This window comes from Curtobacterium sp. MCSS17_015 (assembly GCF_003234265.2).
Classification (GTDB): Bacteria; Actinomycetota; Actinomycetes; order Actinomycetales; family Microbacteriaceae; genus Curtobacterium.
Window position 1 is genome coordinate 393,450 of sequence record NZ_CP126256.1, and the last position, 24,611, is coordinate 418,060.

Annotated in this window: 22 protein-coding genes and 1 tRNA gene; 8 read left to right on the forward strand and 15 right to left on the reverse strand. The window is 71.4% G+C overall.

The window, feature by feature from the left end:
• Window positions 1-94 precede the first annotated feature (94 nt).
• A complete protein-coding gene (locus tag DEJ18_RS01885; protein WP_220034272.1) occupies window positions 95-1,093 on the reverse strand; it encodes a LacI family DNA-binding transcriptional regulator in 999 nt (332 codons plus the stop codon).
• 167 nt (window positions 1,094-1,260) lie between these two features.
• Between DEJ18_RS01885 and DEJ18_RS01890 the strand changes: the two genes are divergently transcribed.
• Window positions 1,261-7,242, forward strand: coding sequence for a GH92 family glycosyl hydrolase (locus tag DEJ18_RS01890; protein WP_220034273.1), 5,982 nt, complete (start codon window positions 1,261-1,263; stop codon window positions 7,240-7,242).
• Here DEJ18_RS01890 and DEJ18_RS01895 read toward each other — a convergent pair.
• The 3 genes from DEJ18_RS01895 to DEJ18_RS01905 form a co-directional block, all read right to left on the reverse strand.
• Window positions 7,186-7,881 (reverse strand): DUF6766 family protein, encoded by a 696-nt coding sequence (locus DEJ18_RS01895; protein ID WP_284178113.1) that lies wholly within the window; start codon window positions 7,879-7,881, stop codon window positions 7,186-7,188. The two genes, DEJ18_RS01890 and DEJ18_RS01895, sit on opposite strands and share 57 nt — an antisense overlap.
• Before the next feature lie 90 nt (window positions 7,882-7,971).
• On the reverse strand, window positions 7,972-8,388 hold the full coding sequence (locus DEJ18_RS01900) for a hypothetical protein (RefSeq protein ID WP_111209339.1): 417 nt from the start codon (window positions 8,386-8,388) through the stop codon (window positions 7,972-7,974).
• Between the two features lie 106 nt (window positions 8,389-8,494).
• Window positions 8,495-9,586 carry a glycerate kinase gene (locus tag DEJ18_RS01905; RefSeq protein WP_111209340.1) on the reverse strand — a complete coding sequence of 364 codons (1,092 nt, stop codon included), beginning with the start codon at window positions 9,584-9,586 and terminating at the stop codon, window positions 8,495-8,497.
• An 86-nt stretch (window positions 9,587-9,672) separates the two neighbouring features.
• On the opposite strand from DEJ18_RS01905, the gene DEJ18_RS01910 reads away from it, so the two are divergent.
• A complete protein-coding gene (locus DEJ18_RS01910) occupies window positions 9,673-10,515 on the forward strand; it encodes a formate/nitrite transporter family protein (RefSeq protein ID WP_111209341.1) in 843 nt (280 codons plus the stop codon).
• 33 nt (window positions 10,516-10,548) lie between these two features.
• Here DEJ18_RS01910 and DEJ18_RS01915 read toward each other — a convergent pair whose 3' ends face one another.
• The 5 genes from DEJ18_RS01915 to DEJ18_RS01935 all read right to left on the reverse strand — a co-directional run bounded on the left by DEJ18_RS01915 (window position 10,549) and on the right by DEJ18_RS01935 (window position 15,312).
• Window positions 10,549-11,664: an FAD-dependent oxidoreductase gene (locus tag DEJ18_RS01915; RefSeq protein WP_111209342.1), complete on the reverse strand. Its 1,116-nt coding sequence runs from the start codon at window positions 11,662-11,664 to the stop codon at window positions 10,549-10,551.
• A 152-nt stretch (window positions 11,665-11,816) separates the two neighbouring features.
• Window positions 11,817-12,992: an MFS transporter gene (locus DEJ18_RS01920; protein ID WP_146241446.1), complete on the reverse strand. Its 1,176-nt coding sequence runs from the start codon at window positions 12,990-12,992 to the stop codon at window positions 11,817-11,819.
• 5 nt (window positions 12,993-12,997) lie between these two features.
• On the reverse strand, window positions 12,998-14,155 hold the full coding sequence (locus DEJ18_RS01925; protein WP_181434093.1) for a YcaO-like family protein: 1,158 nt from the start codon (window positions 14,153-14,155) through the stop codon (window positions 12,998-13,000).
• 508 nt (window positions 14,156-14,663) lie between these two features.
• Window positions 14,664-14,795, reverse strand: coding sequence for a hypothetical protein (locus DEJ18_RS01930; RefSeq protein ID WP_258371166.1), 132 nt, complete (start codon window positions 14,793-14,795; stop codon window positions 14,664-14,666).
• A 91-nt stretch (window positions 14,796-14,886) separates the two neighbouring features.
• Window positions 14,887-15,312, reverse strand: a complete 426-nt coding sequence (locus tag DEJ18_RS01935; RefSeq protein ID WP_146241447.1) for a DUF2087 domain-containing protein — start codon at window positions 15,310-15,312, stop codon at window positions 14,887-14,889.
• A gap of 312 nt (window positions 15,313-15,624) precedes the next feature.
• Here DEJ18_RS01935 and DEJ18_RS01940 point away from each other — a divergent pair, with 312 nt between their 5' ends.
• Window positions 15,625-16,155: a hypothetical protein gene (locus tag DEJ18_RS01940; protein WP_111209346.1), complete on the forward strand. Its 531-nt coding sequence runs from the start codon at window positions 15,625-15,627 to the stop codon at window positions 16,153-16,155.
• 207 nt (window positions 16,156-16,362) lie between these two features.
• Here DEJ18_RS01940 and DEJ18_RS01945 read toward each other — a convergent pair.
• Window positions 16,363-16,433: transfer RNA gene (locus DEJ18_RS01945), tRNA-Gly, on the reverse strand.
• Between the two features lie 217 nt (window positions 16,434-16,650).
• Here DEJ18_RS01945 and DEJ18_RS01950 point away from each other — a divergent pair.
• Both DEJ18_RS01950 and DEJ18_RS01955 read left to right on the forward strand, forming a co-directional pair.
• On the forward strand, window positions 16,651-17,724 hold the full coding sequence (locus DEJ18_RS01950) for a DUF6177 family protein (RefSeq protein ID WP_111209347.1): 1,074 nt from the start codon (window positions 16,651-16,653) through the stop codon (window positions 17,722-17,724).
• On the forward strand, window positions 17,714-18,061 hold the full coding sequence (locus DEJ18_RS01955) for a hypothetical protein (protein ID WP_111209348.1): 348 nt from the start codon (window positions 17,714-17,716) through the stop codon (window positions 18,059-18,061). The genes DEJ18_RS01950 and DEJ18_RS01955 overlap by 11 nt, the downstream gene beginning before the upstream one ends.
• Before the next feature lie 17 nt (window positions 18,062-18,078).
• On the opposite strand, the gene DEJ18_RS01960 is transcribed toward DEJ18_RS01955, so the two are convergent.
• The 4 genes from DEJ18_RS01960 to DEJ18_RS01975 all read right to left on the reverse strand — a co-directional run bounded on the left by DEJ18_RS01960 (window position 18,079) and on the right by DEJ18_RS01975 (window position 19,956).
• Complete coding sequence (locus DEJ18_RS01960) at window positions 18,079-18,420, reverse strand: HepT-like ribonuclease domain-containing protein (protein ID WP_111209349.1); 342 nt, start codon at window positions 18,418-18,420, stop codon at window positions 18,079-18,081.
• Entirely contained in the window at window positions 18,417-18,941 is a 525-nt protein-coding gene (locus tag DEJ18_RS01965) for a helix-turn-helix transcriptional regulator (protein WP_181434094.1), read from the reverse strand. Before DEJ18_RS01965 ends, DEJ18_RS01960 begins: the two co-directional genes overlap by 4 nt.
• Before the next feature lie 97 nt (window positions 18,942-19,038).
• Window positions 19,039-19,626 (reverse strand): dCTP deaminase, encoded by a 588-nt coding sequence (gene dcd / locus DEJ18_RS01970; RefSeq protein ID WP_111209351.1) that lies wholly within the window; start codon window positions 19,624-19,626, stop codon window positions 19,039-19,041.
• A 60-nt stretch (window positions 19,627-19,686) separates the two neighbouring features.
• Window positions 19,687-19,956: a hypothetical protein gene (locus DEJ18_RS01975; protein WP_146241448.1), complete on the reverse strand. Its 270-nt coding sequence runs from the start codon at window positions 19,954-19,956 to the stop codon at window positions 19,687-19,689.
• Between the two features lie 230 nt (window positions 19,957-20,186).
• On the opposite strand from DEJ18_RS01975, the gene DEJ18_RS01980 reads away from it, so the two are divergent.
• A complete protein-coding gene (locus DEJ18_RS01980; protein WP_111209353.1) occupies window positions 20,187-20,900 on the forward strand; it encodes a GAF and ANTAR domain-containing protein in 714 nt (237 codons plus the stop codon).
• A complete protein-coding gene (locus tag DEJ18_RS01985) occupies window positions 20,900-21,610 on the forward strand; it encodes a GAF and ANTAR domain-containing protein (RefSeq protein ID WP_111209354.1) in 711 nt (236 codons plus the stop codon). The genes DEJ18_RS01980 and DEJ18_RS01985 overlap by 1 nt, the downstream gene beginning before the upstream one ends.
• Before the next feature lie 40 nt (window positions 21,611-21,650).
• Here DEJ18_RS01985 and DEJ18_RS01990 read toward each other — a convergent pair whose 3' ends face one another.
• Window positions 21,651-22,385 (reverse strand): ANTAR domain-containing protein, encoded by a 735-nt coding sequence (locus DEJ18_RS01990; RefSeq protein WP_146241449.1) that lies wholly within the window; start codon window positions 22,383-22,385, stop codon window positions 21,651-21,653.
• 121 nt (window positions 22,386-22,506) lie between these two features.
• On the opposite strand from DEJ18_RS01990, the gene DEJ18_RS01995 reads away from it, so the two are divergent.
• Entirely contained in the window at window positions 22,507-24,588 is a 2,082-nt protein-coding gene (locus DEJ18_RS01995) for a cytochrome c oxidase assembly protein (protein WP_111209356.1), read from the forward strand.
• Window positions 24,589-24,611 lie beyond the last annotated feature (23 nt).

The following is a 24,611-nucleotide window of genomic DNA, read 5'->3' on the forward strand; positions in this document are numbered from 1 at the left end:
GGGATGACGGGCCGGGTGCGGCCCACCGTCGATCCTGCCCCCGGCGCCCGCCACGAGAGGGGTACGGGTGGAGCACCCCTCGCGGTCGGAGGTGTCAGCGGGCCGTGCTGCTGGAGGCCCGGACGACCAACCGCACCGGCTGCACGTGGTGCCGTGGCGGACCGTCGTCGCCGGCGATCCGTGCGAGGAGTTCCTCGGCAGCGACCCGGCCCATCGCGTCGGGATCGGAGGCGATGACCGTGATGCCGAGGACGTCGGCGAGGTCGAATTCGTCGAACCCGACCAGGGCCGGCCGGTCGGTCCGGTCGACGAGCGCGCGGAGGGCCCCGGTCGTGATCCGGTTGTTCGTGGTGACGATCGCGGTGGGCGCCTCCGGACCGTCCACCAGGTCGCGGACAGCACGCGAGGCCTCGTCGAGGTCGTGCGCGTCACTGCGGACCCACCGCTGCCAGTCCGGCACGCCGGCCGCGCGCACGGCGTCGCCGAACGCGTCCACGCGCTGCCGGTGGGTCGACAGTCGACTGAGGTCGCCGACCAGGCCGATGCGGCGGTGTCCGCGCTCCAGCAGGTGCTCGACGGCCATCCGGATCCCACCGGCGTTGTCGAGGACGACCGAGTCGGCGTCGACGTCGGCGGGGGCGCGGTCGATGAACACCACGGGCGTGCCGAGGGCCCGTTCGCGGGCGAGCAGGGTGTGGTCGTCGTCGGCGGACACCACGAGCAGGCCGCTGACGCGGCGTTCGACGAGCTGCGCCACGAGCGTGCGCTCGCGGGTCGCGTCCTCGTCGTTCGACGCGGACAGCAGGCTGATCCCCGGGGCACGGAGCGCGTGCTCGGCGCCCCGTGCGATGCGTGAGTAGAAGGGGTTCGCGACGTCTCCGGTGACGAGTCCGACGGTGGCGGACCGGCCGCCGGCGCGGAACTCACGGGCCAGCGTGTTCGGGCGGAACCCGAGCTCGGCGGCGACGGTCAGGACCCGCGCCGCGGTGTCGGCGGCCACGTACCGCTCGCCGTTCACCACGCGCGACACCGTCTTCATGCTCACGCCGGAGCGCTCGGCCACGGCGCGCAGCGTGGGTCGCTCGGTGCTCACCTCGTCATCGTACGGTCGTCCGGATTCCTGGGCATTCCTTGACACGACTCACACCGAACCGTTAGAAACAGCGAGTGTGACAACGCTGTCATGGTCGACGCGGCGTCACTCCTCCCCAACCACGGAAGGTGACGATGTCGTCATACGGTTCCCGGCGCAGCCGGACCATGCACCAGATCAGCGGTCGGCGCGGCGGGTTCGGGACCCGTGCCACGGCCGTGGTGCTCGGGGCGGCGCTCGCCGCATCGGGCGCACTCCTCGGGGCCGTCCCGGCGCAGGCCGCGTCCGGACCCTTCACCACCTCGTTCGAGGAAGGGGACAGGGCGCCCCTCGCGAACACCCCGCTCACGCCGTCGACGACCGTCACCGGGTCGACGCTCCCGCCCGGGAGCCTCCTCGGTCACGTCACGGGCGTGACCGCCGACGCCGAGAACCCACCGAACGAGGTCGCCGCCAGCCTCGCCGACGGGAACCCCGGGTCCAAGTGGCTCGCGTTCCGGAGCACCGGCGTCGTCACCTACCGGCTCGACCAGCCCGAGACGCTGCGGGCGTACTCGCTCACCAGCGCCAACGACGCCCCCGGCCGTGACCCGGCGGCGTGGACCCTCGAGGGCTCCACCGACGGCACCACGTGGACCACGGTGGACACGCAGACCGCGCAGACCTTCACCGGTCGCGGGAAGACGAACGAGTACACCGCGGCGACGCCCGGCTCGTACGACCGGTACCGCCTCCGCATCACGCAGAACAGCGGTGACGGCATCACCCAGCTCGCCGACTGGAGCATCTCCGACGGCTCGACGACCCCGCCGCCGCCCAGCCCCATGGTGACCCAGGTCGGCAACGGCCCGGTGTCCGGGCTGAACATCCGCTCGACCGTCGGTTTCAGCGGGACCAAGGCGCTCCGCTACGCCGGCGCCCACGTCGCCGCCGGTGCGGCGAGCGCGACGAACGTCCTCTACGACGACGTCGCGATGCCCATCACCGCGGACAGTGAGCTCAGCTACAAGCTCTTCCCCGAGTTGAACGGGGACACCACCTACCCGGCGACCTACGCGGCGGTCGACCTGCAGCTCACCGACGGCTCGCTCGTCTCCGCCGACCCGCAGGTCACCGACGAGAACGGCAACCGCGTCTCTGCGGAGGCCCTCGGGGCCGGCAAGGTCTTCTTCGTCGACCAGTGGAACTCGATCCGGATCCCACTCGGCGCGCTCGCCGGCAAGACCGTCGACAAGGTCCTCTTCACCTACGACGACGATGCCGAGGGCACCAGCGCCTCGACGAAGTTCCAGGGCTGGGTCGACGGCATCCGCATCGACCCCGCGGCCGAGCGCATCGACGGGTCGAGCCTCACCAACTACGTCGACACCCGCCGTGGCACGAACTCCTCCGGCGGCTTCTCGCGGGGCAACAACATCCCCGCCGCGGCCGTCCCGAACGGCTTCAACTTCTGGACGCCGATGACGGACGCGTCGAGCCAGTCGTGGGAGTACTCGTGGCAGTCCGACAACGACGCGGCCAACCTGCCGCGCCTGCAGGGCATCGGCATCTCCCACGAGCCGAGCCCGTGGATGGGTGACCGCAACCAGCTCGCGATCATGCCGTCGACCTCGGGCACGACCCCGGACGCCTCCCTCGGCGCCCGTGCACTCGCGTTCGACCACGCCGACGAGGTCGCGCGACCGGACCTCTACTCCGTGAAGACCACGTCCGGGACGGTGGCCGAGGTCACGCCGAGCGACCACGGCGCCGTGCTCCGGTTCGCCTTCCCGTCGAGCAGCGGCAGCGTCGTCCTCGACAACGTCGGCTCCGACGAGCGCACGTCGATCACGATGGGTGACGACGGCACCGTGACGGGGTGGACCGAGGGCGGCTCCGGCCTGTCCGTCGGTGCCACGCGGATGTTCTTCGCCGGTCGGTTCGACACGGACCCGTCCGGCACCGGCACCGCCGCGGGGAACCGCTCGAGCGCCCGCTACGCCTCGTTCTCCGGGCTGACCGGCGACCGCGTCGTCGAGCTCCGCCTCGCCACCTCGTTCATCTCGCTCGACCAGGCTCGGCACAACGCCGACCTCGAGCTCACCGGCAAGTCGTTCGGCCAGGTCCAGCAGGCCGCCGCCGCGCAGTGGAACGACCGGCTCGGCGTCGTCACCGTGCCGCAGACCGCCGCGAGCGACTCCCAGCTGCAGGCACTCTACGGCTCGCTCTACCGGATGAACCTCTACCCGAACTCGCAGCACGAGAACACCGGCACCACCGGTGCACCCGTCTGGGAGCACGCCAGCCCGAACGTCGCCCCGAAGGGCACGGCGACCGCCACGACGACGAACGCCGTCGTGAAGGCCGGCAAGGTCTACGTGAACAACGGCTTCTGGGACACCTACCGCACGGTCTGGCCGCTGTACTCGATGCTCTACCCGGACGTCGCCGAGCAGCTCGTCGACGGGTTCGTGCAGCAGTACCGCGACGGTGGATGGACGCCGCGTTGGTCCTCGCCGGGCTACGCCGACCTGATGACCGGCACGAGTTCCGACGTCGCGTTCGCCACCGCCTACCTCGACGGTGCGCTGGACACGAAGACCGCGCTCGAGGCCTTCGACGCCGGTTACAAGAACGCCACGACCGTCTCCACCGACGTCTCCGGAGCAGGACGCAAGGCACTCGACCAGTCCGCCTTCCTCGGCTACGTGCCGGACTCACTGCACGAGAGCGTCTCGTGGGGGCTCGAGGGCACCATCAACGACCACGGTCTGGCGAAGATGGCCGAGGCGTTGGCGAAGGACCCGGCCACCCCCGCTGACCGCGTCGAGGAGCTGGAGACCGCCGCGGCCTACTTGAACGACCGGGCCGAGGACTACGTCAACCTGTTCGACCCGGACGCCGGGTTCTTCCAGGGCCGGAACGCCGACGGGTCGTTCGAGGTCCCGGCGGAGGAGTTCGACCCCGCCGAGTGGGGCGGCGCTTTCACCGAGACCGACGGCTGGAACTTCGCGTTCCACGCTCCCTTCGACGTGCAGGGCCTCGCGGGTCTGTACGGCGGCGACGAGCAGCTCATCGCGAAGCTCAAGGAGTTCTACGCGACGCCCGAGACGGCCGAGAACGTCGGCTCGTACGGCGGTCAGATCCACGAGATGCTCGAGGCGCGCTCGGTCCGGATGGGCCAGCTCGGCATGAGCAACCAGGTCTCGCACCACATCCCGTACATCGCGGCAGCCGCGGGCGACCCCTCGCTCACGCAGCAGGTCGTCCGCGAGAGCCTGCGGCGCCTGTTCGTCGGCAGCGACATCGGGCAGGGCTACACCGGCGACGAGGACAACGGCGAGATGTCGTCGTGGTTCGTGTTCTCCGCGCTCGGTTTCTACCCGCTCGCCCAGGGCTCCGGCCAGTACACGATCGGCTCGCCGCTGTTCTCAGAGGCGACCGTGCACCTGCCCGGTGGCGACCTGCGCGTCAACGCGGCGGGCAACAGCGCGCAGAACGTCCACGTGCAGTCGGCCTCGTTCAACGGCGAGGCCCTGGACCGTGCGGTCATCGCGCAGTCCGACATCGCGAAGGGCGGCACGCTCGACTTCCGCATGGGGTCGACCGCGTCGAACTGGGGCGCTGGCAAGACCCAGGGTGCGGAGGGGCTCGACGCCCCGGCCGTCGCGCCGAAGCCGCTCGTCGACGCCACGACCTCCGGGTTCGGCACCACGACGAGCGACGACGACACCGCTGTCGGCGCACTGACCGACGACGAGTCGCTCACCGCGACGACGTTCTCGAGCGCCACCCCGGCGATCACCTGGAAGTCGTCGCAGGGCCCGGTGACCGTCGACCAGTACACGCTCACCACCGCGGCGAGCGGCGCCCAGCCGACCTCGTGGAAGCTCGAGGGCTCCAGCGACGGCAGCACGTGGGTGCCGCTGTCGACCGTCGCGAAGAGCACCTTCGACGCGCCGCTCCAGACCCGTCCGACCACGATCGCGCACCCGGCGGCGCTGACCTGGTACCGCCTGTCGGTCACCGGGACGAGCACGGGGAAGGCGCCGTCGATCGGGGAGTTCGAACTCCTCGCCGACAGCGGGAAGACCACCAGTGCGTTCGCCGTCGAACCGACGCCGGGGCTCACCGCGGAGGTCGGACAGCCGTTCGCCGGCACGGTCGCTGCGGTCACCGGACCGGGCACGAAGGCGTCCGACTACACGGTGACCGTGGACTGGCAGGACGGTGCGGGCCCGCAGGAGGTCACGCCGATCCGGTCGGCGCTCGGCGCGTGGGAGGTGCCCGGCGACCACGTGTTCGACACCGCCGGTGCCCACACGGTGCATGTCGTGGTCCGCTCCGGCACGGAGCAGGCCAGCATCGACACCACGGTGACGGTCTCGCGAACCGCTCCGAGCCTCCAGGGCGCGTACGACAACGTCTGTCTCGGTGATCCTGGTCAGGCCGCGAACTGCGACTTCGGAGGCCGGGGGTTCTCCCGCTCGGCGCTCGCCGCCGACGGGTTCACCCAGGGTGCGACGAACGCCGTGCCGGGGACCGACCTGACGTTCGACCTCCCCGCCGTGGAGCCCGGCGAGCCGGACAACGCGACCGGGAACGGTCAGACCATCCCGGTCCCGACCGGCACCGACATCACCCAGCTCGCCGTCATCGGCACCGCGAACGAGCGGGCACAGCAGACCGTCGGCACGATCCGGTACTCGGACGGGACGACCGCCGACCTGCCGATCGAGTTCGGCGACTGGACGGCCTCGCTCGCGGCACCGCGGTTCGGCGACACGCTCGTCGCGACGAGCGACCACCGCACCGTCGGGGTGAACGGCAGCGACCGGGCGGCGGCAGGGGTCTTCGCGACCCCGGTCACCACCGTGCCCGCCGGCAAGCAGGCCGTCTCGATCACGCTGCCGACCCAGACCGGCTCGCCGTCGAGCGCAGGACGGATCCACGTCTTCGCGATCGCGACGAACGGCACGCGCGTGCCGACGACGGCGCTCACGGCCACGGCCGGTGCACGCCTGAGCGGTACCGCCGGCGAGGAGGTCTCGGGCACGCTCGCGACCGCCACCGGCGGCACGATCGGGACCGGCACCACGACCGCGACCGTGAACTGGGGCGACGGATCACCGCTCGAGACCGCGACGGTGACGGTCACCGACGGCACCGCGACCGTCACCGGTGCGCACACGTACGCGACGGCGGGCAGCCGGGAGGCCGTGGTCACGGTCGACGACGGCACCGGCAGCGCCAGCGTGCGGACGCCGGTCGAGATCGCGGCAGCTCCGGTGTGGACGCCGACCCTCACCACCTCGGCCGGGTCGGGGGTCCGTCCGCGGGCCACCGTCCACGTCACGGGTGCCGGGTTCGCCGCAGGCGAGACGGTCACGGTCAACGTCGACGGGGCGGCCGCAGGCAGCACCGCGGTCGTCGCGGCCGACGGGTCGGTCGCCTTCGACGTCACGGCTCCGGGGCGCCCGGGCAGCCACAGCGTCTCGGCGGTCGGTGACCGCTCGGCGACCCTCGCGACCGTGGCCTTCCAGGTCGTCGTCCCCGGCAACGGCGGGGGCAACGGTGGCGGGAACGGCGGGGGTGGCGACGGCGGCGGCTCCGGGAACGGGGGCGGCAACGGCGGTCCCGGCCACGGCGGCGGCCACGGCTCGTGGGCGCCGGAGTTCCGGCTCCTCGCCGGGTCCGGCACCGAGGGCACCGTCGTCGGCTACTCGGGCAGCGGCTTCGCGCCGAACGAGCGGGTCACGCTCACCCTGCACAGCAAGCCCCTCGCGCTCGGTACGGTGACGGCGAACGCCGACGGCGTCCTCAGCGGCTCCTTCACGGTCCCGTCGGCGGCGCGACCCGGTGCCCACGAGGTCCAGGCGCGCGGAGCGACGTCGGCCGTCACGGTGAGCGCCGCGTTCCGGGTCCTCGCCCGGCCCGCAGCAGACGCCGGACGCGCACCGGCCGAGCCCAGGAACTGGGACGGGCTCGCGTACACCGGGTCCGACGTCGACCCCGCACGCTGGGGGCTCGTCGCCGGCGCGTTGGTCGCCCTCGGCGCGGCCGTCACCGCAGCGGTCGCGGCGGTGCGCCGGCGTCGTCCGTCCTGGGCCGGATCAGCCCTCCGCCCCGGTGTCGTCGTCCGCGGCGCCGACGGGCTTCGACTCCGGTGACCCGCGCTCGCGGAGGAACACCGACAGCGCCGCCATGCTGCCGACGGCCAGGAACTCCGACTGCCAGTTCTGCAGCGTGCGGTTCCAGAAGTCGGCGCTGACGACGTACTGCGCCCAGGTCACCGGCGCCTCCAGGTCGAGCAGCTGTTCCTCGTCGTACGACACGGCTCCCGCCGCGGACTGGGCGGCCCAGGACAGCAGGAACACCGCGCCCATCACCAGGAGCAGTGAGTGCGAGAACACTGCCTGCCTGAGACCGCCGACGGCGGCCCATCGGGGGGACCGTGGCCCGGCGTGGGCACCGACCTCCTGGTCCTCGTCGGACTCGAGTCCGCGCTGGTCCAGCTCCTTCGACTCCGGCGACCCGCGCTGCACGAACCAGACCGTCGCCCAGATGTAGAGCAGGAACTGCAGGTACTCGGACTGCCAGTTCTCGGCGACGTCGGTGGTGAAGCTCGACGACGTGACGTACTCGACGTACCCGATCGGCAGCAGGCCGCTCGCCGTCTGCGTGTCGTTGAACGCGGACCACCCGGCGAAGGACTGCCCGACGACCGCGGCGAGGAACAGTGCGCCGAAGAACAGCCCGAGCGAGTTGTCGCGGAGGAACCGGCGGACCAGGCCAGGGCGGCTCAGCACCCCGGTCACCGCCCCAGCGCTGCGATGACGAAGCAGTAGCCGAGGCCGGCGGCGATGAGGACGGCGTACGCGACGGGGACCTTCCGCACGTCAACTCCCGTCCAACGCGCAGTCGAAGGGAGCGTCGGGGACGGGGGTGCAACCGGCCGCCCGGACGAGCCACGTCGATCCGGACCGGGCGAGGAACAGCGTGCCGTCCCCGTCCCCGCGCACGATCGCAGCCCGGCCGTGCACCTCGGTGGACCCGGTGTCGACGTCGGTCGGCAGCCCGAGGCCGAGGACGCCGACCGCGCAGTCCTGGTCGGTCTCGCTGGTCACCGCGTCGCGAGCATCCGGCACGAGCAGCGCGCACGCTGCGTCCCCGTGCCGCGCGGCGAGCGCACCGGTGAAGTCGGCGGCAGCGTCGGCCGCCGCGGCTCGGGTGGACCCGCCCGCGCTGCACCCGGTGAGCGTCAGGAGCGCGGACACGACGCCGGCGAACGTGACGACGGTGGCTGGGCGGTCCATGTCGTCCTGACTACCGCAGCCGCGCTGGAGGCGCTCATGGGGTGTCCGACGCACGCGGATCCTCACGGGTCCGCTCGATCAGGGTGAAGCCGGGCGGTCGGCCCGATCAGGTCAGGTGCGCCCGTGCGATGCGCGCACCCGCGATCCGCGCGAACCGGAGTGGGTCGCGCAGGGCGTCGTCGGGTTCCCCCGTCGTCTGCGTCGCGATCACGGTGAGCGAGGCCGCCTGCGCGAAGGCGTCGACCGGCGCGGTGACCTCGCCGGCGACGAGCGCGGTCGGCGTGCCGAGGTGCGCCGCGAGTGCGCACACGATCGCCGGTGCCTTGCCCGCGGCGCTCTGCCCGTCGAAGCGCCCCTCACCCGTCACGACGAGGTCCGCCTCGGCCACCGCGTCAGGGAGCCCGACCGCCTCCGCCACCGCCTGCGCGCCACTGGCGATCGTCGCGCCCCATGCGAGCATGCCGAACCCGGTCCCACCGGCGGCGCCGGCTCCGCCAGTTGCGGGGTCGATGCCGGGGAAGCACGTCGCCCAACGCCGCAACCGGTCGTCGTGCACGGCGACGCGGTCCGGGGTGACGCCCTTCTGCGGGCCGAACACCGCGGCCGCCCCGTGCTCGCCGACCAGCGGCGAGGTCACGTCGCTCAGCACCACGGCACCGAGCGGCGGCAGCGCCCGCAGCGCGCCCGGGTCGACGGGAGGCACGTGGTCGAGCACCAGGGCACCGGTCACGCCCGACGGTGCGCCGGTGGCGAGCCCCAGTGCCAGCAACGCCCCGACGCCGCCGTCCGTCGAGGCGCTCCCACCGATCCCGAGGAGCAACCCGGTCGCTCCCGCGTCGAGTGCGGCGGCGATCGCCTGCCCGAACCCCGTCGTGTGCGCCGTGTCCGGCCGGAGGCCGTCGAGCAGTGTCAGCCCGCTCGTCGCCGCGAGCTCGACCACCGCACGGCCGTCGGGCAGCCGCAGCCACCACGTCTCGACGGGTCGGTCGTCCGGTCCGGTCACCGTCACCGGGATCCGTTCGCTGCCGGGGACCGCCGCGGCGACGGCGTCGATCGTCCCCTCCCCGCCGTCGGCCATCGGAACGAGGACGAGGTCGTCGTCAGGGCGTTCGGTCCGCCAGCCTTCCGCGACGGCCTCGGTGATGTCGGCCGCCGACGCGGTGCCTTTGAAGGAGTCCGGTGCGATGACGACGCGCATGTCGCCACGCTACCGGCGGCACGCGACCAGGAAACCGCCCCCGTGCAGGTGCGCCCACTCCGCCGCGCCTGTGTACCGTCCCCGCCATGACCGACGACCGCCGCCGTGAACTCGGCGCCACCGACGCCCCCGTGGAGGACGAGCTCGCCCAGTCCTTCGACGCCACCATCGAGGAGGGCGCCGAACGGCTGCAGCGGACCATCCGGGCGGTCCTGATCACGGGCTTCTTCGGCGGGCTCGAGGTCGGCCTCGGTGTGATGGCGTACCTGGCGGTGCTCACCGAGACCGACAGCCACCTGCTCGCCGGACTCGCGTTCGGCATCGGCTTCATCGCCCTGCACCTGGCGCACAGCGAACTCTTCACCGAGAACTTCCTCATGCCCGTCGCCGCCGTGGTCGCACGCGAGGGCACGGTCCTGCAGCTCGTGAAGCTCTGGGGCGGCACCCTCGTCGCGAACCTCGCGGGCGGCTGGGTCTTCATGTGGCTCGTCGTGCAGGCATTCCCGCAGTGGCACGCCACGATGTCCGAGTCCGCCCGGCACTTCATCGACGCGCCGTTCGGCCTGCAGAGCATCGTGCTCGCGGTCCTCGGCGGCAGCACGATCACCCTGATGACACGCATGCAGCAGGGCACCGACTCCGACCCGGCGAAGCTCGTGGCCGCCGTCGCGGGCGGGTTCCTGCTCGCCGGCCTGCAGCTCTTCCACTCGATCCTGGACTCGTTGCTCGTGTTCGGGGCGATCCAGGCCGGCGAGGACATCACCTACGGGCAGTGGCTCGGTTGGTTCGGTTACACACTGCTGTTCAACCTGCTCGGCGGCCTGGTGCTCGTGACCGCGTTGCGGCTGCTCCGGACGAAGGAGCTCATGCAGGATCGGCGCCGCGGCTCGCAGGACGACCCGGAGCGCGCGGACCACGAACAGGGCTGAGCGCGGCGCGCGGACCCGGGGACGTGGCTGCCGTCAGGCCCCGGCCAGGGCGAAGCGCGGGTGCGGCACGCCACCGGTCGCCAGGTCCGCGAGCATCTCCCCGAGCACCGGCGCGAACTTGAACCCGTGCCCGGAGAACCCGGTCGCGACGGTGATCGGGCCCCGGCGGTCCATCACGAAGTCGTCGCTCGGGGAGTTGTCGTACAGGCAGCTGATCAGCGCGGGAGCCGAGGCGTCGACACCCGGCACGAACCGCGCCACGTACGCCTGCAGTCGCTCGACCTCGGCGGCGACGGGCGTCCGGTCGCGGGCATCGGGGTCGACCACCGGGCCGATGCCGTGGAACCCGACCTTCACACCCTCACCGGGCGTGAGGAGCCCGTACACGTCCCCGCCGTCGAGCGGGTAGTGGACGAACGACGGCCACGCCTCGTCCGGCAGGTGGCTGGGGAAGTCCGCGGGTTGCTCCTGCGTGACCCGGATGGCCGGGAGGCCCGCCCCGCGTCGTGCGAGCAGCTCGCCGACCAGCGTGGGCGCCCAGGAGCCGACGGCCGCCACGACGCTCGGCGTCGTCACCGCGGTGCCGTCGTCGAGGTGGACGGTCACGGTGTCACCGTGGTCGTCGAGCCCCGTCACCCGGACGCCGAACCGGAGGGTCGCGCCGTCGGACTCGGCGAGGTCGAGCAGCGCCTCGATCGTCTCGGCGGACCTGATCCGACCGGCGGTGGCGTGCGCGAGCACGTGGCCCTCGAACGCCAGGCCGGGCCAACGGGTCGCAGCCTCGTCGGTGCTCAGCCGTTCGACGGGCACGCCGGCCTGCTCGAGTGTCCGGGCGATTGCGTCGACGACCTCGGGCCGACCGTGGTCAACGGCCCCGGTGCGGTCGAGCAGCGTCCGACCGGACGCGGACTCGAGCGCCGCCCAGGCCTCCCAGGCGCGCTGCGTGAGGGCGACGTAGTCCGGCTCGGCGTAGCCCATCCGGAAGATCCGCGTCGCCCCGTGCGAGGAACCGTGGTCGTGCCCGCGGCCGTGCTGTTCGACGAGCAGGACCTGCTCCCCGCGGGCAGCCAGGGACCGGGCCGTAGCCGCACCGACGACGCCTCCGCCGATGACGACGTGGTCAGGGGAACCAGGTACGGGGACGGCCATGCGATCAGGCTACGGCCCACCTCGACCGGGTGACCTGCCGGAGCTTTCGCCGTCCGATCGGGAGCCTGTCCGCATCGCCGGCGTCCCGGGCCAGCCGGGCAGCGTGACCGGACTCGGGTCGAAGACCACCGGTCGACCCGAGCTGGGCCGGATCAGCCCCCGACGTCGGGCTCGAGCAGCCTGGCGCTGCGTCTTCGCTGCGCCTGAGCGGTCGCGATCGTCAAGGCCGCGACCGTCAGGTACAGCACGATGCTGGGGATCATCGCGGGCAGTGCGCCGGACACGTCGGCGATGTGTCCGACGACGAGCGCCGCGGCCCCGCTCACCAGGGAACCCAGCAGCGACACGACCGAACTGGCACCGGCTCGGCGCGAATCGTCCACGACCGCGTGCAGCTCGGACCTGCAGTACACGCTCACGGCGATCTGCAGCATGACGTGCACCCCGAAGAACCCGGCGATGAGTGGTATCTGGTCGCTTGCAGCGAACCCCACGACCGACACGATGTTGCCCGTGACGCACGCCAAGAGCACCCGCGTTCCCACTCGACGGTGCCCCAGCAGCTGACCTCCCAGCAGGCCGGCGACCTTCATCACGGCGAAGCCGACGAAGACTGCTGAGATGTCCGTCGCACCCAGTCGGAGCTGCCAGAGCAGGAGGGGCCCGACCAGCGCTGCATCAGCCGTGACCGCGAGCCAGGCCCGCGGGTGGCGCCCGATCTGGACCAAGCCACTGGCGTAGGCGGCAAGCGGCTCGACATGGCGTGAGGCAAGAGTCGACGTCCGGGGTCGTCCGACGAGAAAGACAACGGCGGCGACAGTGATCCAGAGCGCGCCAAGTCCCCAGATCAGTCTGGGTGCCACCGAGTACCCGAAGAGTCCCAGCGCCCCGCCTGCCAAGGACGTGGCTGCTCCGAGCGCCACGGAGAACCCCATCACCCGTCGTCGTTCGTGGGCTTCGACAGGACCGAGCTGGTTCAGCACGTAGGCCACCGAGGTACCGCTCATGGCGGCGGCGCCGATCCCGGCCAAGCCCTCGCCGAGGAAGTCGCCGACCGGACCGAGCGCGAGGAAGAAGAGGATCAGTCCGACGAGACGGATCGCGTTGCCGACCTGGATCGCCGCCCAGTGGGACCGTCGATCGAAGACGACGGCAGAGGGGAGCTCTGCGACCGCGAGCGAGATGTTGAACGTCGCAGTCAGCGCTCCGATCACCGCGACGGAGTAGCCCAGTCCGCGGAAGTAGAAGGTGTCCAGGACGCTGAAGCATCCGATGCCGATTCCGCTGCAGCCCAGGAAGAGCCAGATCCCGATGCCGGTCCGTTTCATGGCGTTCACATGAACAACGAGCCGCGGTACTGGATGGTGCCCTCGTGCCCGCTCACCCGCTCCCAGTCGCGGAACCGGCGGAGGTTCGGGAAGTAGAGGTCATCGAGCGGGAGGATCCGGTCGCTGATCACCCGGACCACGCAGTGGCTCGGGTGATCAGCGAGGACCGCACGGGCGAATCGCAGACCGTGTCGGGCGGCGTGCCCGATGAGGGCGTTGAGGATCGACTCCGTGCCGAGGGAATCGAGCTCGCTTCCCCAGTGCGTGGTCTCCTGAGCGAGCTCGGTGTGCCCGAAGAAGGCGGGGAACTGCTCCTGCGCCTGTCCGGACCACCAGAGGCTCCGCATGTGGGTGTCGGACGGGGCGACATCGACGCCTGTCGCGACCGACCGCCACATCTGGACCGCTTCGAGCACGCTCTTGCGCAGGGCGGCAGTCGAGGAGACCGAAACACCCATCCCACGTGCAGCCATCGGGCTTGCCGCCCGACCGACCAGTGCGCAGTGTGCAACGGGGAGTGAGAGCGGGTTGGGGATCCAACGGAGCACGACTTCGACCTCGTAGTGCCGGTCGAGGACGTCGACCAGTTCCGAGACCGGCGCCGGGTCGGCGGGCACGAGTGGCATCCGCGTCCGTGCAGCGAACCAGAACGCGTCACGCTCCAGGAGCTCGAGGATGCCCTGCAGGGTTGCTTCGGCAACTGTGCCGCCGGCCGCGGCCCCGGTCGTGCTGCTTGCCGTGGGCACTGCGACTCCTGAGGAGGGTGGCGTGTACGGTGCCCGTACCAGGGACTCCGGGAGTGTGACCGGCTTGAGACCGTCGAGCGGCTCGAGCGTCGTGACCTCGATCACCGCCTCCGCGTCGACGGGGATGGTCGCTCCGGTGAAGTCCTTCGCCGCTCGCCACGACGCTCCCGGGAACGCGCGGATGGTCTCGAGTTTGCTTCGGCTGGAGCGCGTCGCGATGCAGTACCGCTCGAGCCCCTCGCCGACGCAGCTGGCGAGCGCTTGATCGAGCGTGTCACCCTTCCCGCCGACGGGTGCGTACACCGTGGGCGTCCCGAGGAACATGCCGGTGTCAACGGTGAACAGGCCACATGCCTGGTCGAACGACGGGTTGAGCAGGACGGAGGCGAAGCCGAAGAGGCCGCGGTGGCGAGACACGAAGTCCCGGGCCGTTCCTCGCCTCGGGAGTCCGTTCCCGGTTGTGGGGTCGTCGGGCTGGTCGACGACGTCTCCAGCCGCCACGGCCGTCAGGTGGGAGATCGCAGGATCGCACCGACCGCAGTCGGGCCATGGGGCGACCAGTGACCAACTCTGCGCGACGTCGGCGTTCGTCACGGCGAGCCCGATCCCGCGCGATGCGCTCCCGTGAACGATCGCGTCGAGTTCGTCGGTCCCGATCGTCGTCGGTGGCGACTCTTGTGATTCGAACAGCAGTGTCACTTTCCGGTCGAGGCAGTCGCCGCAGACCTGTGGTGCGTCGACTGGCTGCGCCCAGACCGTTCGGACGTCGGGGTTGGTCGGATGCTGCCGGAGGTGGACCACAGGGGCGGCGTCGGGGAAGCTCGGGATGCCTGCCAGTTCAGCGTGGATGGTTTCGAGCGAGTTCATCGGTCCTCACGAACGGGAAGAGCCCCGCGGTCCTCCACGGGGCTCTTCTCGCAAGCAATCAGTGAGCGTCGGTCGTCCGAGCCACGGCGCTCGACGCCGGGACCTCGATCGCGACGCCGGGCCCGTAGCCGCCAGCCTGACGGGTGGCCCCCACGTTGCGTTCCGTGGCGCTGAACAGGTCCGAGTTCATGTGCTCTTCCTCTCTCTGGATGAATCCATGGCTTCGATCGAGCCATCGATGGAGGAGAACCTATCGACGCACGGAACTGCAGTGCAAAATTTTAGGATTTCGCTTCTGGAGCCGAAAGGCTGTACGACGAACCATCTGCCGAGCGTGTGACCACGCCGGTGTCGACCGCGTCTCGGCGGACGAGCGCGACGTCCTCGACGAACATCGCGAGGGCGGCGTTCAAGGTCTCCTCGGAGATGCTCCGCCGGGCCGGGAGCCGGTCGAAGACGGTGCGGACGATCGCACTCGAGAGCTCCTGGCGTCCGCCTGCCTCCATCGGCATTTCCCTGATCCGTCCGACATGCAGGACCGCGCGGTCGGTGAGGAGGAGCTCGATCGCCTCCTTTGTCTTCCGGAGCAGGCCGGTGTCGACCGTGCCGTCGGTTCCGACCCAGTCGAAGCGGTCCGCCGGGATCGTCGGGTTCATCGTGGCCGCGACCACCTGTCGTGCGCGCCGGAGCGCGGAGTGCGTACTCACGTTGAGTCCTCCTTCGTTGCCTGGGTGCAGCGACGATACCGAGGGGTTCCTTGCCATGCCGAGTCGCGGCAGCGAGATGAACTGCGGTTGCGCCCGACGACACCTCCATCGCGCGAACGGGTCGTCGTGCAACTCACGAGATCAAGTCGGCTCCGCCTTTTCTGCCCGTCGGCAGGAACGGAACCGCGCTCAGGACCGGGGCCGGACACCCCGCCACCTCCTGCGCGGGATCTTGGTCCGCACACCGTCCGCGGTCGCTCCGCCTCTTCCACGCAAGGCAGAGCCCCGGGTGGTCGTGCCAAGCTGTCGGTCATGGGGTGGACGAAGCAGTTGCCGACGTGGATCGTCGGAGTCATCATGGCGGTCCTGTTCGCCGCGGTGTGGTTCGCGTTCACGTTCGTCACGGCGCCGGAACTCGGCGTCGGAGCTCGAGCGCTCGTGTCCGCATTGGTCGGGGCACTGTACGGCGTCGGGATGTGGCTGTGGCTCGGGCGGACACGACGCGGGTACGGCGGGGTGGCACGACGACCCGACTTCGGCCGGGCCGTCCGCCGCGGCACCGTTCCGGCCGACGTGGACGTGGACGAGTGGCGGCGCGCGGTGGAGCACCATCAGCGGCAGTACCGGCCACTGCGCTGGGCGGCGCCGCTGCTGTACCTGCCTATGACCGCCCTCGCCATCTGGCTCGCGGTCACCGGTCAGCCGCTGTTCTGGATCGGTGCGGTCTTCTTCCTCGCCGTGTTCATCGGCACCGCTGTCACCACTCCACGAGTGCTCCGGAAGACGGAGACGATGCTCGCCGAGCTCGACCGACGGAAGAGCGTGCAGCAGACCGTCCGGTGACGGTCGTCGGTCGCCGCCTCGGCGAGACTCCGGTCACACCGAAGATGCTCGGACATCCCCCGTCGCCCTGGCCTCGGCATGGAGTTCGTACGTCCCGAGAGTCAACAGGGAGCGGTTCCGCTCGGAAGCCAGCGGGGGAGGGGGTGAGCCTCAGCTGAATCGAGAGAAGAACGACCGCGCTGAGCAGCGACACCGGTCGAGAAACGGAGCGAGTGACGGGAATCGAACCCGCGCTACCAGCTTGGGAAGCTGGAGTTCTACCATTGAACTACACTCGCGCATCCCGTCGAACGGGACCGCACCAGCCTAGCGGATGATCCGCCGGATGCCAGCCGAGCGCTCCAGCGAGCCGCGGGGCGGGCCTGCACCGGGCCTCCCGGCCGCCCCTGTCTCTCCGCTGTGAGCCGCCGTTCCCGACGGACAGTCCGGGACCGTGTGTGTACCGTCCAGGGGGATCAAGGCAGCGCCAGCAGGACCGACCCGAGGAGGAACCGGATGGTCAGGCATCCCCTCATCGACGACGTGGTCGGACCGGCCATCGTGGTGGATTCCAGCGCACCCGTGGTGTGGCTCACCGAGTCCCTCGACTCGCTCCTGCGTCGCGCGTCCGGTGCCGGTCGGACCGTCGTCCTGCGGACCGGACCGGAGGCTGCACTCACGCCCGCCCTCCGGCACGCGCTCGGCGCGCACGGTGCCGCATGGGCTGTCCGCGGGCCGGACGGCGAGCTGCGGGACGGTCGCACCGGTGTGCCCGCCGCCGGCATCGATGACTTCGTCGAGCACGGACCGGAACTGCTCGGCGAGCCGTCGCCGGAGCATCCGGAGGCCGTGGGTTCCGTCCGGCAGATCAGCATCGACCTCACCCTGCGCCACCACGACGAGCGGTCGGTCGACATCGGTTCCGCGATCGAGGCGCTCTGCGCGACCGTGGGCACCTGCCCGACCCGCTGGGGCACCTCGGAACCGCTCAACTCGAGCTGGGACCGCTGGGTCGTCACGCAGTACGCGAAGCACGAGTCACCGGGCATCAGCACCTCGTACGCGGTCGGCGACGGCATCTCCGCCACGATGACGGCGCACCTGACCGATGGGGTCGTCGTCGAGACGATGTCCGCGGTGCTCACGGTGCCCGAGGGTGGAACGGACCCCGGGCTCGCCGGTCGTCTGCTGGACGCCGTGCACCGGGTCGCGAGCGACGTCGAGCCGGTGTTCGGCGTCGTCATGCAGCGCCGCGGGGACGCCGACCACCTGGTCCGCGCGGTCTCGTACGGTGAGCCGGAGCCGCTCGCGGTGATCGTCGGCCCCGAGGCCACCCGTTTCCTGGACCGTCGCGGCGAATGGCCGCCGGTCCGCACCACGACCGAGACCTTCGCGGGCGAGGTCGGTGAGGGGCTCGTCGTCCGCTTCGAGGACGGCTGGGTCGCACTCGAGTCGTTCCTCGACCGGATCGACGAGGACCGCTTCCTGCAGCTCGTCGGCGGTGCGCCCCTCGACCCGGCCCACGACGACGGTGCCCTCGGACCGCACGCGATGCAGCACGGCGGGCAGGGGTCGCAGGGTGCCGCGTGAGGTGACCCTGCTCTGCCGCGCCGAGGTACAGGTCCGCGACGTGGCCGAGGCGCTGCTGCTGCACGACGACGCCTGGGGAGTCCGGGCGCTCGACGACGGCCCCATGGTGCAGGTCTGTCGCGACGCCACCCACCCGGTCATCACGGTGCTCGGGGTCCGACGGGTCGATGGTCTCGACGAGGTCACCCGACTCCTGCCGGACGCCCCGGCGATGTCCGTCCCGCTGTGGTGGGTCGATGCCGTCACCCCGAACAACGCGGACGGTGAGGCCGGGGTGAGTGCGGCGCTCGAGGCATCGCTCGACCTCGATGCGGTGTGCATCGTGCACGGGGACTGACGGACACGGGCACCCGGTCACCGTCCCGGTCCCGGGCACCGGGCGCGCATCCGGATGGCGGCATCGCGCAGCACGGGCACATCGGTCCGGGCGGTGCGGAGCAGGAGCGACGCCGGGGTCTCGCCGTGCCGTCCCGTCAGCCGTTCGCCGAGCGCCGACACCTGCGACCAGGGGATGGTCGGTTCCGCCGCGGTCATCGTCGGCGGCAACTGCCGGGCCGACGACGCGATGTCGACGAGGCGCATCCGGACGGCGTCGAGCACGACCGCCTCGGGCACCGCCGGGTCGGCGATGTACTCCTCGATCCGGGTGCACGCCGCGATCAGGTCGTCCAGCCGTTGCTCCGTCGAGCCGCTCACAGCGGGACCGCCCGCTCGAGGACGTCGTCGGGCAGTGCGTCGGCGGCGAGGACGTCGACCCGGACGCCGAGCATCCGCTCGGACTCGTCCTGCATCCGCATGAGCGAGAAGATCCCGGCCCCGGGCGCGAGGTCCACGACGAGTTCGATGTCCGCGAGCCAGTCGTCGGCCCGGGTCCGCCCGCTGACGTCGAGGAGCTGCCGGACGTCGACGGCGCCGTGCCGGTGCAGGACCGTGAGCAGTTCGTCACGGTGTCGCGCGACGAGTTCGCGGAGCGGCGCCGGTTGCGCCACGGGTTGCAGGTCGATGGCGGTCCGGAACCCCGCTGCGAGCAAGAGCCGTTGCAGGGCAGCGAGGGAGGGCTCCCGACGCCCGTTCTCGTACGTGCTGATGACACTCTGCGTGACACCGGCGCGGGCGGCGAGCTGGACCTGTGTCAGGTCGGCGCGCAGCCGTGCCTCGCGGATGATGGCGGCGGCGGAGAGTGTCGCCGGTGATGCACGGCGCTGTCCTGGCGGCATGATCACCACGCTACACAGGATTTTGTATTCCGTATCACAGACATCAGGCATCGCAGGGACCAGCTGGCTGCGCCCGGAGCGCGGTGTCAGCAGCGGGTCACCCCTGGCGCGCGACGTCCGCCCGGTGGAAGTTCAGCGCCGAACGGGACGGCGTCGGACCACGTTGCCCCTGGTACCGCGACTGGTACTCGGCGGACCCGTACGGCTTCTCGGCCGGGCTCGACAGCTGGAAGAAGCAGAGCTGCCCGATCTTCATCCCGGGCCACAGCTTGATGGGCAGGGTCGCGACGTTCGACAGCTCCAGGGTCACGTGCCCGGAGAAGCCCGGGTCGATGAAGCCGGCGGTCGAGTGCGTGAGGAGTCCGAGGCGACCGAGCGAGCTCTTGCCCTCGAGTCGCGCCGCGATGTCGTCCGGCAGTGAGACCACCTCGAACGTGGACCCGAGCACGAACTCGCCCGGATGCAGGACGAAGGCCTCGTCCGGGTCGGTCTCGACCAGGCGGGTGAGCTCGGGCTGGTCCTCGGCGGGGTCGATGTGCGGGTACTTGTGGTTGTCGAACAACCGGAAGTACTTGTCGAGCCGCACGTCGATGCTCGACGGCTGCACGAGCGAGGCGTCGTACGGGTCGAGGCCGATCCGGCCCTGGTCGAGCTGAGCGGTGATGTCACGGTCGGAGAGCAGCACGGTGGCAGCCTAGTCGCGCTGTTGCCCGCGGCGACGTCGGCCGACCGTGGGGCCGGAGCCTCAGGAGTCGAACGCGTCGAGGACCCAGCCGTCCGTCGGCGGCGTGCGGTCGTCCCAGCGCAGGCGGACGTCACCGACCTCGACGACGTGCATCCCGCGGTGCGCCAGGGCGCGCTGACAGCGGTGGCCGTGCAGGGTCGCGCCGCAGCCGGAGGGAACGGAACCGGCGGGACCGGTGAAACGCGGGACCCGGATGCCGAGCACGTTGCGTGCGCGACGGGGGAGACGAGCACGACGGACGACGCGGTCGTGGGAGTGTAGAAGGCGCACGAGGACTCCAGCTCTTCGCAGGGATGCGAGTGAACGAGTGGCCGGGGTCTGGGGCTACCAGGAAGGACGGTACCTGCACGGACCTCCGAGTGGGCGGAGTCCGCGCGACTAGGCTGAACGCATCCGCTTCAGCACCCAGCCCCCGCGCTGCAGCACCGTCCAGCAGGAGCGCTGATGACCACCATGACGACCGCCCTCCACGGCCCGCGCTGCCCGTCGCGCGCACGGCCGTGAGCGCGTTCCACGACGCGGCCCGCCGGCTGCAGAGCGGTGACGACGACGCGATCGCGACCGCGTTCGTCGACGTCCTGCCCATCAGCGGTGCGGCGTTGTCGACGCTCGGGCCGCCCTTCGGCAGCTCCGTGATCACCGCGACCGACCCGAAGTCCGCGGAGTCCGACGAGCAGCAGGTGCTCCTCGGCGAAGGGCCTGGTTGGTCGGCGCTGCGCCGACGGTCCCCGGTCCTGGTCTACGACCTGACCACGGGCGGTGACGAATGGCCGTCCGCGAGGTCGGCCCTGCGCGAGACCGGCTGGGCGGGCCTGCTGTCGTTCCCCTTGTCCGTCGGGACCTTCGACCTCGGTGCCGTGACCCTGTACCGGTTCGACACCGACCCCCTCGCCGCCGGCCAGCTCGGCGAAGCGGCACTGCTCGCCCGGCTGGCGGCGCTCCGGGTCCTGTCCTCGGCGACGCGAGACGTCGAGGACGGTCGTACCCCGCCGTCGGTCTCGGTGTCCCAGCCTTCCGGTCGGCACGTGCACCAGGCCACCGGGATGGTCATCGCCCAGCTCGGGCTCACACCGGACGAGGCACTGCTCGTCCTGCGCGCGCGGGCGTTCGCGGACGGGCAGCCGTTGCACGCGATCGCGGAAGGCGTCATCGAACGCCGTATCGACTTCCGCGACCCGGGCACCACCGACTCAGCACAGGAAGAGGAACGCTGATGGCGCAGAGCAGAGAGCACGGCCTCGTCGAGGCGTTCGTCACCCTCGCCGACACCCTGGTCGACGACTACGACGTCATCGAACTGCTCGAACTCCTGGTCGGCAAGGCCGCCGAACTGTTCGACGTCAGCGCGGCAGGCATCATGCTCGCAACACCGACCGACGAACTCGAACTCGTCGCGTCGACGAGCGAGCGGAGCAACCTGGTCGGGATCATGCAGATCGACGCCGGCGAGGGCCCCTGCATCGAGGCGTACCGCTCCGGCCAGGTCGTCTCGGTCGGCAGCGTCGACGAGTTGCACGCGCGGTGGCCGCGGTTCGCCGAGGCGTCGGCGTCCTCCGGGTACGCCTCCGTGCACGCCATCCCGCTCCGCCTGCGGAACGAGACCCTCGGCTCGATGAACCTGTACCGCGAGCACCCGGGCGTCCTGAACGAGGACGACGTCGTCGCCGCCCAGGCCCTGACGGACGTCGCGACGATCAGCATCCTGCAGCAGCGGGTGCTCGAGCAGGCCACCGTCGCCCGGTCGCAGCTGCAGCGGGCGCTGGACAGCCGGGTCGTCATCGAGCAGGCCAAGGGCGTTCTGGCGCAGACGCACGCGGTCGAGATGGACGAGGCCTTCCGCCTGCTCCGCTCCTACGCGCGCTCGCACCAGCTGCAGCTCGCCGACACAGCTCGGCAGGTCGTGGCGCGGACCATCACGATCTGACGGGTCGGCCGTCGGCCCGTCGCCGTCAGGAGGCGCGACGTCAGGAGGCGTCGAGCAGGTCGCCGCCGCTGCGGACGACGTCCTCGGCGGCGGCCCGGAGTCCGCGCCCTGACCGTCGTGCGCCGTCGCGCAGGACGCGGAAGGCCTCGTCGATCTCGACGCCGCGGCGGTAGGCGAGGGCGCCCTTGGCCTGCTCGATCGTCACCCGCGCCTCCAGGGCGTCCGCGACCTGGTCGTGGAGCGTGCGCAGGCGGTCCGGGTCACGCTGCCGGACCAGGGCGGCGGAGGCCGCGTCCGCCAAGAGCTGGATCGCGACGACGTCGCGGTCGTCGTGACCATGGTCGTGGTCGGCGAACACGCACAGTGAGCCGATCGTCGCGGTCCGAAGGCGAACGGGTTCGGCGAACGTCCCGACCAGTCCGCGCTCGCGCATCGTGGTGGCGAACGTCGGCCACTCGGACGCGCGCGTCGACACGTCGGGCACGTCGACCGTCCTGCCGGTCCGGACGCAGTCGATGCAGGAGCCTTCCTCGGTGCCGAGCTGCGCCTCCTCCGCGTCGATGCTCCGTTCGCTCGACGAGGCGATGACGTGCAGCACACCCTCGCGGTCGGCCAGCACGATGCCGGCCTCGGTCGCCGCGGTGGTGCGCACGCAGGCGTCGACCGCTCGGCTCATCGCGTCGAGGACGTCGAGCTCCGGATCGAGGACCTCGCCGACCGCGCGGAGCAGTTGGTCGAACCGGTCCTGGTCGTCGTCGCGCTGTCCTGGAGTCACGTCCCCCACGCTACGGACGGCAGTCGGGGACACCGCCCAGCAACCTGCCCTCGCGCGTCCAGACCCGCGCGCCTACGATGGAGGGTCCGCGGACCGCGGACGGAACCGACCCGAGACAGGTATGGCCGTCACGTCACCCCAGCCCCACCCGGACGCGGCAGATCGTCCGGACTCCGCCTCCCGACCAGGAGGCCCGGCACCGGACACCGCGCCCGTCACCACGCGCACGTCCACCGTCGCGACCGTCCTCGTGATCGCGCTGCCGCTCGTCGTGGCGTGCGCGGTCCTGGGGATGACGATCACCGGGGCGTTCACCGCGAACCAGCAGCTCGTCTCCGCCGGTGACACCGTGCAGTTCGGCCTCGTCGCAGCCCGTGGTGTGCACGACGGGGTCGCCGCGCTGACGATCGGTCTGCTCATCGTCGCCGCGTTCGCGCTGCCGGCACAGAAGGCCGACCACGGCGCGATGTCGTCCGTGCAGCACCGGGCAGCGCGGTGGGCGGCGGTGTCCGGGTCGGTGTGGTTCCTCGCCGCCGTCGCGGGCATCGTGCTGACCGGCGCGAACACACTCGGCGTCCCGCTGACGAGCCCGGTCTTCGCCCGCAACTTCATGCTCTTCGCGTTCCAGGTCGAGATCGGACAGTCGCTCGTCGTCTCCGCCGCAGCGGTGCTCATCGCGACCGTCGTCGCCGCGTTCGCCACCAGGGCCACCACCCTCGCCGTCGCCACGGTCGCGTCGCTGTTCGCGCTGCTGCCCCTCGCGCTCTCCGGCCACGCCGCCGGGTCCCTCGAGCATGCGAACGCCGTCAACTCGCTCGCCGTGCACCTGGTCGGCGTGTGCGTCTGGGCCGGTGGGCTCGTCGCCGTCGTGCTCCTGCGGACGCGGACGAAGGGCGCCACCGGACGCGTCGTCGCCCGGTACTCCACGCTCGCCGGCTGGGCGTTCGCCGCGGTCGCGTTCTCCGGCGTCGTCAACGCGCAGCTCCGGCTGACCGGGCCGCTCGACCTGGTCACGACGCCGTACGGCTGGCTCATCACGACGAAGGCCGTGATCCTCGTGCTCCTCGGCGTCGCCGGGGTCCTGCAGCGCCGCAAGCTCGTGCCCGGGCTGCTCCGCGCGCCGACCGACCGCCGGCTCTTCGTGCGCTTCGCCCTGGCCGAGATCGTCTTCATGGCCGTCGCGATCGGCGTCTCCGTCGCCGTCGCCCGCAGCCAGCCGCCGATCCCGCAGACGCCGGAGACCGGAGCCGACACCCGCTCCGGGCTCATCGGGTACCCGTACCCGCCCGAGCAGACCATGCAGACCTACCTGTCGCACTGGCACATCGACTGGATGTGGCTCGCGCTCGCCCTGGTCGGCGCCGGTTGGTACCTGTGGAGCGTCCGCAAGCTCAAGCAGCGCGGCGACTCGTGGCCGGTCGGCAGGACCATCGCCTGGCTCGTCGGCTGCGCCGTGTTCATCTGGACGACCTCCGGGGGTCCGGCCGTCTACGGCATGATCCACTTCTCGTCGCACATGGTGCAGCACATGCTGCTCATGATGTTCGTCCCGCTGCCGCTCGTGCTCGGCGGCCCGGTGCTCCTCGCGTTGCGCACCCTGCCGGTGCGCAACGACGGCTCCCGCGGCGCCCGCGAGTGGCTCATGCTGTTCGTGCACTCGCGGTGGATGCAGTTCCTCGCCAAGCCCGCGGTCGCCGGCGTCGTCTTCGCCGGGTCCCTCGTCGTGTTCTACTTCACCCCGGCGTTCGAGTACGCCATGCAGTCCCACGAGTGGCACATCGTGATGATCGTGCACTTCGTCCTGAGCGGGTACCTGTTCTTCTGGGTGTTCGTCGGCATCGACCCGGGGCCGCAGCGGCCGCAGTACCCGATCCTCATCATCGCCCTGCTCGCCACCCTGGCCTTCCACGCGTTCTTCGGCGTCGCGGTGATGACCTCGCAGTCGGTGTACGCGATCGACTGGTTCCACGCCCTCGGGCAGACGAACGACGCGGCCCTGCTCGACGACCAGCACACCGGCGGCGGCATCGCCTGGGGTGCCTCCGAGCTGCCGATGGTGTTCGTCGTGCTCATCGTCGTCCGGAACTGGGTGCGGTCGGACGAGCGCACCGCCAAGCGCAAGGACCGCCAGGCCGAGCGGGACGGCGACGCAGAGCTCGACGCGTACAACGAGCGCCTGTCGGCGATGCAGCGGCGCGACTGAGGCCAGCTCGGCCCAGCTGCCGA